The sequence below is a fragment of the Labilibacter marinus genome (assembly GCF_001659685.2).
GTDB classification, from domain to species: Bacteria; Bacteroidota; Bacteroidia; order Bacteroidales; family Marinilabiliaceae; genus Saccharicrinis; species Saccharicrinis marinus.
Genome location: NZ_LXYE02000049.1, coordinates 106,648 through 114,704, shown reverse-complemented (window position 1 = coordinate 114,704; position 8,057 = coordinate 106,648). Strand labels below are relative to the sequence as shown.

Annotated in this window: 9 protein-coding genes and 1 tRNA gene; 4 read left to right on the top strand and 6 right to left on the bottom strand. The window is 33.5% G+C overall.

Annotation, left to right across the window (positions count from 1 at the left end; all coding sequences use genetic code 11):
* Positions 1-39 precede the first annotated feature (39 nt).
* The 5 genes from A8L32_RS19830 to A8L32_RS19810 all read right to left on the bottom strand — a co-directional run bounded on the left by A8L32_RS19830 (position 40) and on the right by A8L32_RS19810 (position 4,141).
* A complete protein-coding gene (locus tag A8L32_RS19830; protein WP_075591327.1) occupies positions 40-309 on the bottom strand; it encodes a helix-turn-helix domain-containing protein in 270 nt (89 codons plus the stop codon).
* Positions 310-459: 150 nt separating this feature from the next.
* Entirely contained in the window at positions 460-1,575 is a 1,116-nt protein-coding gene (locus A8L32_RS19825) for a hypothetical protein (protein WP_143525177.1), read from the bottom strand.
* A 124-nt stretch (positions 1,576-1,699) separates the two neighbouring features.
* Entirely contained in the window at positions 1,700-2,959 is a 1,260-nt protein-coding gene (locus tag A8L32_RS19820; protein WP_075591325.1) for a site-specific integrase, read from the bottom strand.
* 305 nt (positions 2,960-3,264) lie between these two features.
* Positions 3,265-3,336, bottom strand: a tRNA-Arg gene (locus A8L32_RS19815).
* An 85-nt stretch (positions 3,337-3,421) separates the two neighbouring features.
* Positions 3,422-4,141, bottom strand: coding sequence for a beta propeller repeat protein (locus tag A8L32_RS19810; RefSeq protein ID WP_075591324.1), 720 nt, complete (start codon positions 4,139-4,141; stop codon positions 3,422-3,424).
* Positions 4,142-4,452: 311 nt separating this feature from the next.
* Between A8L32_RS19810 and A8L32_RS19805 the strand changes: the two genes are divergently transcribed.
* Positions 4,453-5,217, top strand: a complete 765-nt coding sequence (locus tag A8L32_RS19805; protein ID WP_075591323.1) for a sulfite exporter TauE/SafE family protein — start codon at positions 4,453-4,455, stop codon at positions 5,215-5,217.
* Between the two features lie 37 nt (positions 5,218-5,254).
* Here the strand turns inward: A8L32_RS19805 and A8L32_RS19800 are convergent, their stop codons facing one another.
* Positions 5,255-5,923, bottom strand: a complete 669-nt coding sequence (locus A8L32_RS19800; RefSeq protein WP_075591322.1) for an NAD(P)H-binding protein — start codon at positions 5,921-5,923, stop codon at positions 5,255-5,257.
* 184 nt (positions 5,924-6,107) lie between these two features.
* Between A8L32_RS19800 and pyrH the strand changes: the two genes are divergently transcribed.
* From pyrH to A8L32_RS19785, 3 genes are all read left to right on the top strand, one after another.
* Entirely contained in the window at positions 6,108-6,812 is a 705-nt protein-coding gene (gene pyrH, locus A8L32_RS19795) for a UMP kinase (RefSeq protein ID WP_075591321.1), read from the top strand.
* Positions 6,813-6,891: 79 nt separating this feature from the next.
* On the top strand, positions 6,892-7,377 hold the full coding sequence (gene tsaA, locus A8L32_RS19790) for a tRNA (N6-threonylcarbamoyladenosine(37)-N6)-methyltransferase TrmO (protein ID WP_143525176.1): 486 nt from the start codon (positions 6,892-6,894) through the stop codon (positions 7,375-7,377).
* 193 nt (positions 7,378-7,570) lie between these two features.
* Complete coding sequence (locus A8L32_RS19785; RefSeq protein WP_075591319.1) at positions 7,571-8,056, top strand: RNA polymerase sigma factor; 486 nt, start codon at positions 7,571-7,573, stop codon at positions 8,054-8,056.
* Position 8,057: the final 1 nt, after the last annotated feature.

The following is an 8,057-nucleotide window of genomic DNA, read 5'->3' as shown; positions in this document are numbered from 1 at the left end:
CGCTGGTTGACCGTTCTGATTCCATTTTAAGCGGCTTAGTTACTGAACCTTATTATCGGCTATCATTTTTTGAATGTCGCTGTAGTCGTAGTAAATAGTACCTCCTATTTTGGTATAAGGAAGTGTTCCGGAAACGCGTAAATGTTGTAAGGTTCCTGGAGAAATATTTAATAATTTCTTGACCTCATAGGATTTTAGCCACTTTTTAGTTTTGGAACCTGAACTTTGCTTCAATAGCTGTTCAATATCTGCTAATAGTTCAATTTTAAACTCTCTTAAATCGTCTGTTGTAATGATCTCCGCTGCCATAATTTTTGATTGATATTGATATGACACAAAGGAAAGTATAAAGGCAATACAAAAACAGTGGTTAGGGGTTGAACCACCCCAAACCACCCCATAGATTATCAATACGTTACAGCGATAATTATTTTTTTGCCGTATGAATTAATGTGATATTTAATTGCGAATTGACTTAAAAAGATCTAAGAATAATTGCTTAGTCGTTTCAGCAGCTTTATCATCAATGTTAAAGAATTTATTAATGAGGCTTTTCTCAGAAATTGAGTCACTATTTTTAGATGTAAATACCGTAGAAAACATTTTTATTGTTTCTTTTTTATTATCCGTTTCAATAATATTCGTTTCTATGAGCTGATGGACAAAGCAGGCCATTTGCCCTACAGTTATGTTGGTTTTTACTTTAATCGTTTCCGGAGGGGATTGCACTGATATTTCAGGGATTTTAGCTGAATCAGCCACATGAAAGCTATACTTGTAATAGTTTAGTTCTTGTTTAATCCAGTTGATTAATACTTGTTTTAAACTGATTTTGGAGGATCTACTTTCGGCCACTTGATTAATCTCTTTACTCAAGTACTTTAATTGTTTGATGGCTAAACTAGGATTATTAATCGTTTTGATTTCACTGGAGAACTCTTTAATGATAAAGTTGAAAATGGAGTCTGCATAAAGACATTTAGCTACCAGGGTTTTTACTATAACCAGGAAACTATCTTCGGTTTTTTGGAATTTATCAGTCTGATTATAAATGATATTGATTATTTCTTTTAAAGAGTCGCATTCACAAAAAGAATACTCTCTTGTATTTACGTCAGTAATGAATATTTCAAGCAGGTTTGTTGCAGAAGAAGATTCTAACTGCTTAATTACTGTCTGGAGCCTATGTGAGTATATAATTCGACACTTTCGGAATAATGGTAAAGGAATTAATGCTTCATTATCAAAATAGTGAGGAAACTGCTCTTTCAGAAACATCAGGAACTCCATATGAAAGTTTATCTTGGGAACTATTATATGTTTTAAACAAAGCCTTTTGTACGCACAATGATGTGCATTTTCATGAAGTTGTTTTAAGATATTAATGCTATAGTATTGGCAAGTAAGTATCCTGTTTCTAATAACTTTAGGTCGACTATCATGGATGGAGAATTCAAGAAGTTCCTTTGTGGCCTTTTGGTATAAGTTCCTAAAGTCTATATTAGCTTCTAATACTTTTTGATCCTGAAATAGGCTTTTATATGTACAGCTCTCCGGGTTCTTTATATTAGACATTACTGTCTCAAAGTAATTAATTAGGTGCAGCATAGACTTGGTTATGTAGTTTATTAGCTGTTGAATATAATCAAAAACAATACCACGAAATCAAGCCTATGCATTTTTCCAATAATTGTCTTATTTAGTTGATTTTTCGTTTACTATCCAAAGCATTAGAAACTCCTTCTAATTTACTCCTGAGCATATTCATATCGTCACTAATTTTATTCTGCAGTACACGAGCATAAATTTGTGTAGTTGATAATTTTAAGTGCCCTAGAAGTTTACTCACGGTTTCAATTGGAACACCATTGGCCAGTGTTACTGTAGTTGCAAAAGTATGTCTGGCTAAATGAAATGTTACATTCTTTTTTATCCCACAGAAATCCGCAATCTCTTTTAAATAGCTATTAATCTTTTGGTTTGATATCGGTGGAAATATGGAGTTGTTATGTAAAGATCTTGGGTGATTTTTGTACTTATCAAGTATGGCAGATGCTTGTGGTAGTATTGGTATACTAATGCTCGAATCTGTTTTCTGCCTTCTATCTTTTATCCATAATTCACCATCGATACCTATGATAATACTATCAAGGGTTAATTGTTGTAAATCAATATAGGAAAGGCCTGAATAACATGCGAATATAAATAGATCCTTCACTAGATTTAAACGCTCTAGTTTAAATGATTTTTCTTGTATGGTTTGTAATTCTTGTTTCGTTAAGAAACCTCGATCAACCTTTGTATATGAAATAGTGTATTGATTAAATGGGTTCTTTTTAATCCACTCAAGCTTGAATGCTAGGTTTATCAGTTTCTTAAATTTCGTTAGGTGTTTCATGACCGTATTATTTGCCATTTTCCGTTGATGGTCGGTTGGTTCATGAGCCCTAAGAAATGCCTCAAATTCAGTTACAAATGCATAGTCAATTCTATTTAGGTAAATATCATCGACTTTCTTAATGTTGGTAAGGAATAGTTTTAAGTAATTATTGAGCGTTTTGTATTGGGCGAATGTACGATCCGTTAGTACATTTTGTTGAGTGTTCCAATGGTATTCAACCAGGTAGGATAAGGTTTTGTTATCATCGGATTTCCCAAAGAATATGTTCTTAATAATGTGTGGAGTTATCAACTCTCTATTTAGTATTCTCTCGCGATTAATTTCGGTTAATCGGGCACGAACATGCTCTAAATAAGTATTGGATTTTCGAAAATCGGGATAGCTTGAGTTTATTTTCTCCTTTGCTGCATTCCAGGAATTTGTAGGAATGCTTTTAACTAAGGCAAACTCGGTTCTTCTTCCCTCCACGCTAATTCTACAATACACAGTTGATTGTGAAGTCCTTACTTTACTCGATCGTGTAATAAATGATATTACAAATGAATTGGTTGTTGACATGTTTTTTGTTTTTGATTGTTTGTAAATGCATCATTTCCCTTGTATGGCGGCAAGAGAATTGGCCACAAATTCTATCAATATCAATCAAAAACGATGTTTCCTTTCAGTATTTTTTCCTTTGTATAATTCTATTTTACAGATAAATACAGAGATGCTGGTGAGTAAATTTAGAAAAAATATTTGACTCACTGATTACTCACCAGTACATTCAATATATATTGGTTTATATTGAACTGATAAAAAACAAAAAAGCCCGTAAATCGTACGATTTACGGGCTTTTGATGTCTTTCATAATGCGATTATGTAGCCCCAACAGGACTCGAACCTGTATCTAGTGTTTAGGAAACACTTGTTCTATCCCTTGAACTATGGGGCCTCCTTTCAAGGTGGTGCAAATATAATTTTTAATCCAATATTTACAAAGGTTTTAAATGACGAATACTTACACCTACTTTATTCCTCTACGGAAGCCTATGCTTATACATATAAACTAATCCTGGAACTTGAGAAGTAAACTCTTTGATGTTTAAATCCTGCATATAACTCCATGTATTGGCTGAGATGTATAACCTATTCATTTTATCGATATGAATGTTATTTAAATTGTATTTCAGCGGAAAATTAAGATTCTTCCAGGTTGAATTCATATACAGCTCAACATTAGAAAAAGTTGATTCTATTTCAGGGGAGTCTGTCGGACTATAATGATGCAATCTACAAACCGAACCGCTTGTTGAATTTGCAATTCCTATGGGGCTAGATAAACGACAGAATGACTCAGGATCTTTATGCCATGTTTTTCCGTAATCTGTAGAAAAATCATAACAGTAAGTAGCGTAATCTGTATTTTTTATAGTTAACGGCCCCATGTAATTTTGTACGCTATATCCCGTTAATAAAAAAACGGTATCCTCATGTTCTGCTATATCAAGTACATTTTCGAGTAATTCTTTGGAAAGCGTCCATGTTTTGCCTTTATCAGCGGTTATATATACACCTTTATCGGTGGAAACTAAAAGCGTATCATCAATATCTCCAGCAATGCCATATGTTTCTCCAACATTAGGAATAACAAGTTCAACCCAATCTTCAAACTGACGAGGTTCTGTTACTTTTACATTTTTTTCTTGGTTACAAGCCAATAAAAAAATTCCAATACTAAACAGCAATAGTGTTTTCATAGCTTAAAATTTAGTTTGATAATTAACTATAAATTAGATTCCAAATAACACTTTGCTAATGATTTTTAATCGTCAAATCATATGACAGTGAAGTATATTGTACGTCTTTAAAAAATGCGTAAAGTAATAAGCACAACTAATGACGAATGACCAAAAACTAGCGAAATACTAATATCAGAAACCTCGAGAAACAAGGTTACTATTCTCCAAGTGTTAGTAATATAATCATTTACAAAACCAATGGCAATAAAAAAAGTGTTCTTTTCTGTTGTAATGAATTGATTTAATGAATTATTGCTTTCCTTTGTCCTATGATAGAATCTATCCTAAATCCATTAAGTACCGACTGGCAAACATGGACTATTACAGGAATTTGTGCATTAGTGGCTGGAATGAGCAAAAGTGGACTTAAAGGTTTTGCGATGATTAACATCCCCATTTTAGCGCATTTATATGGTGGGATGGCTTCTGTCGGACTCCTTTTACCCTTTCTTATATTTGGAGATATTTTTGCAGTTATTTATTACCGAAGAAACGCAGAATGGAAGTACATAAAACGTTTATTTCCGTTTGCCATAGTAGGCGTTATCATCGCAACATTTATAGGAAAATACGTAAGTGATACGCAATTTAGAATTACCATAGCCATATCTATATTAATCTGCCTAGCCATTATTATATATAAAGATATGACTGGTGGTAAAAATTCGTTTACAGATAAAAAGTGGTTTTCTGTTTCCTTGGGCCTTTCTGGAGGTTTCGCTACTATGATAGGAAATGCAGCAGGACCAATTTTCAATTTATACCTGATGAGTATGCGTTTGCCAAAAAACGTTTTTATTGGAACAGGTGCTATTTTCTATTTGATTTTAAACTTCCTTAAAATACCCATTCATGTATTTTATTGGAAATCGATAACACTAGAAAGTATTCAGCTTAACTTCATTTTTCTACCTATTTTGATCATTGGAGCCTTTATCGGTAAATACATAGTTAAGTTCATTCCAGAAAAGGCATATCGAATTTTTGTGATGCTTGTTATTGGTCTTTCTGCTATACTACTCTTCTTTAAATAGTGTTTGTAAACTCAAACCTTTTCGTTTAAGACATCCTTTAAACAGCTTCTTCACTTATAGCTTGAATCTCATCTGATTCTACAATTCCTGATGCTCGGTTTAATTGCGTTAGCTTGTGCATACAAATAGCAATAGATGTTGCTTCTATGCCTCTATATTTTTTAATTTTACCAATTAAAATAGGTTGTAAAATGGCCATAAACACAGTAGCCAAACGCTCTCCTATTCTTCGCTCATTTCTATTACCCAAGATTAAGGATGGTCGCAAAATATAGGTGCTGTTCATCTCCTGACTTAAGACCGACTCTTCCATTTTACCTTTAATCCTATTGTAGAATACCTTGCTATTAACATCTGCTCCTAAAGCAGAAATCACTATAAAGGTTGAAATTTGATTCTCCTTTGCAAGTTTAGCAGCTTTAGAAGGAATACCCACGTCAATCCTTTCGTAAACATATTTATCCTTGGTTTTAGCTGCAGTAGTTCCAATACAGCAGAATACCTCATCTCCAGTAAACTCGCCCTTAAACTCCTCTAGATTAATAATATCACCTAAAAACTCTTTTATTTTAGATGATTTCTGATGACACGGTTTTCTAGAAAATAACTTAATAGTACTATAACTGTCATCGGCTATCAGTCGTTCTAACAATATACTCCCCGTTAATCCTGTAGCTCCAATGATAATGGCCGTTTTCGCACTCATAACTTTATATTTTTATATAAATGTATAAAATCAAAACAATCAAATTGTAATAACAGTTTTGAATTGCTTAAACTTCATAATAAACCTGCTTATACTATAACGGAAATACTTTTATCAAAACCATTGCTATTCAATTCTCCTTTTTACTTAGCTTTGGGTCAGAAATTAATCAAGACTAAATATCATGTACAAAAGAATATTACTTAAACTAAGCGGTGAGTCATTAATGGGTGACCAAAACTATGGTATCGATAATAACCGACTTGAAGAGTATGCACAACAAATTAAAGAGATTTCTGAGTTGGGTGTTCAGGTAGGTATCGTAATTGGTGGTGGAAACATTTTTAGAGGACTTAGCGGTGCTGCTAAAGGTTTCGATAGATATCAAGGTGACCAAATGGGAATGCTTGCTACTGTAATTAATAGCCTGGCATTAAAATCATCGTTAAACAACAACGGCGTTAAAGCACGTGTATTAACTGCCATTAAAATGGAGCCTGTAGGCGAATTTTATTCTCAACCCAAAGCTATTGAAGCTTTAGAAAATGGCGAAGTGGTTATCCTTTCTGCTGGTACAGGAAATCCTTATTTTACAACAGATACAGGCTCTTCTTTACGCGGAATTGAAATTAAAGCTGATGTAATGCTAAAAGGAACACGTGTAGATGGTATTTATACTGCTGACCCTGAAAAAGACCCAACTGCAACTAAGTTTGATGAAATAACTTTTGACGAAATTTATAACAAAGGTTTAAAAATTATGGACCTTACCGCAACAACTATGTGTAAGGAAAATGATTTATCGATTGTTGTTTTTGATATGGATACTCCTGGAAACTTAATTAAAGTGGTTAAAGGAGAAAAAATTGGAACATTAGTTAAAAACTAGATACTTTTTAAACTCACTGGGTGAATATTTACGTGATGTTTATATTCACCTAATGAGTAACTAAATTAAACCTCACCTTATGAACGATATCACCTTTCAAGCCATAGGCACTATTTACACACCACATGCTTCATTGGAAAATATGCCTATTCAGCCCTCAGGCGCTGCACAAACCAAAGGATATATTCTATTAAAGGAAGAGTTTACTGAAGGGCTTAAGGATATAGAAGGATTCTCTCACTTAACGCTTATTTACCACTTAAATAAAGTAGAAGAACATCAACTCAGTGTAGTTCCTTTTATGGATGATAAAGCACACGGTATATTTGCTACCCGTTCCCCTAAACGGCCAAATCCCATAGGTTTGTCTACAGTTAAACTGACTAAAGTTGAAGGCAATAAACTATTTATTGAAGAAGTAGATATGCTCAATGAAACGCCTCTTTTGGATATTAAACCTTTCTTCCGACAATCTGACAATCGTCTTCAAGCAGTTTCTGGTTGGTTGGATGATAAACATCAAAATGCCGTGAGTGAGACTAAATCAGATGAACGATTTATTTAAAGAATACTTTGCAATATCACATCACAATCAGCACATTATAAGCACACACCTCGCTATATTACTAAATCCTTATATTTTTTTTCATTTCTCCTGTAACTTTACCTTAACTTGGGCGTCACACCTACAGATGACAGAATAATAAACTATTTTAAATTATTCTAATCATCTTAACATAAACCCACTGCTAATCTGGATGACAGTAAAGGAATACAATAATAGTGTAGAACAGTATTCTGATAATATTTATCGCTTTGTGCTAAAAAATATAAAAGACACAGAAAAAGCGAAAGATATTGTTCAGGACACCTTTGAGAAGGTATGGAAAAACCATGCGGATATCTCGTATGCGAAAGTGAAGAGTTATCTGTTTTCCACAGCCTATCATACACTTATCGATTCTATACGTCGCGAAAAATATAAAGCAGAATGGGATAAGGCCGATGAAAATAAATACTATTCAAACGAAAGCTATTCGGACTTAAACGAGGTATTGCACCAGGCATTGGATCGACTTCCACCAGACCAAAAAAATGTGATACTATTACGCGATTACGAAGGTTATTCTTACCAGGAAATATCCGAAATTACAGGATTAACAGAATCGCAGGTAAAGGTTTACATTTTTAGAGGTAGGCAATTTTTGAAAAATTATATAGGTAAAATTGAAGTATTAGTTTGAG